Source organism: Pseudomonas sp. EL_65y_Pfl1_R83, assembly GCF_963970695.1.
GTDB lineage: Bacteria > Pseudomonadota > Gammaproteobacteria > Pseudomonadales > Pseudomonadaceae > Aquipseudomonas > Aquipseudomonas tritici.
This window is the reverse complement of record NZ_CAXAQI010000113.1, coordinates 1-639: the sequence shown is the minus strand read 5'-3', so window position 1 is coordinate 639 and position 639 is coordinate 1. Positions and strand designations below refer to the sequence as shown.

2 protein-coding genes are annotated in these 639 nt (G+C 64.8%); both read left to right on the top strand.

The genetic code is table 11. From position 1 onward, the window contains the following. Window positions 1-240, top strand: a 240-nt coding sequence (locus AACY08_RS27915) for a cupin domain-containing protein (RefSeq protein WP_339472331.1), incomplete at its 5' end; no start/stop codon positions are given. Between the two features lie 50 nt (window positions 241-290). Next, the coding region (locus AACY08_RS27910) for a pyridoxamine 5'-phosphate oxidase family protein (RefSeq protein WP_339472330.1) at window positions 291-639 on the top strand (349 nt) is incomplete at its 3' end.

The following is a 639-nucleotide window of genomic DNA, read 5'->3' as shown; positions in this document are numbered from 1 at the left end:
CACTGGCATCGTGTAGACGCGACCGAACTGTGGTTGTGGCATGCGGGCGCGCCGCTCACCTTGTTGATCGACCAAACCGAGCACCAGCTCACCGGAACCGCGCCCCAGGTGATCGTCCCCGCCAATGCCTGGCAATCGGCGGAGGCGCGCGAAGGCTGGGCGCTGGTCAGTTGCGTCGTCACCCCAGCCTTTGATTTCGCGGGGTTCGAGCTGGCGCCGCCCGGCTGGTCCCCCGAGTGAGGGAACCGCATCGTCCTCTGCCCGTTCGGAACGGGCAAGGAGACGATGCCATGTTCAACACCAGCACCGCAAATGACGCTGAGATCGAAGCCAAATTCTGGAAGGCGCTGCGCTCCGCCCGGACAATGATGCTCGGCCTGGCCGGCGTCGACGAGGGCCATACGCGCCCGATGACGGGCCAGCTTGACGGGGACGACGATCGCGGCCCGATCTATTTCTTCACCTCGAAGGACACCGAACTGGTCGCCGACCTGAAGCACGACAGCCGCGCCGTCGCCACCTTCGCATCCAAGGGCAATGATTTGTTCGCGACGATCCACGGCACGCTGGTCGCCGAGAATGATCGCGCGGTCATCCACCGGCTGTGGAACAGCTTCGTCGCGGCTTGGTATGAAGGCG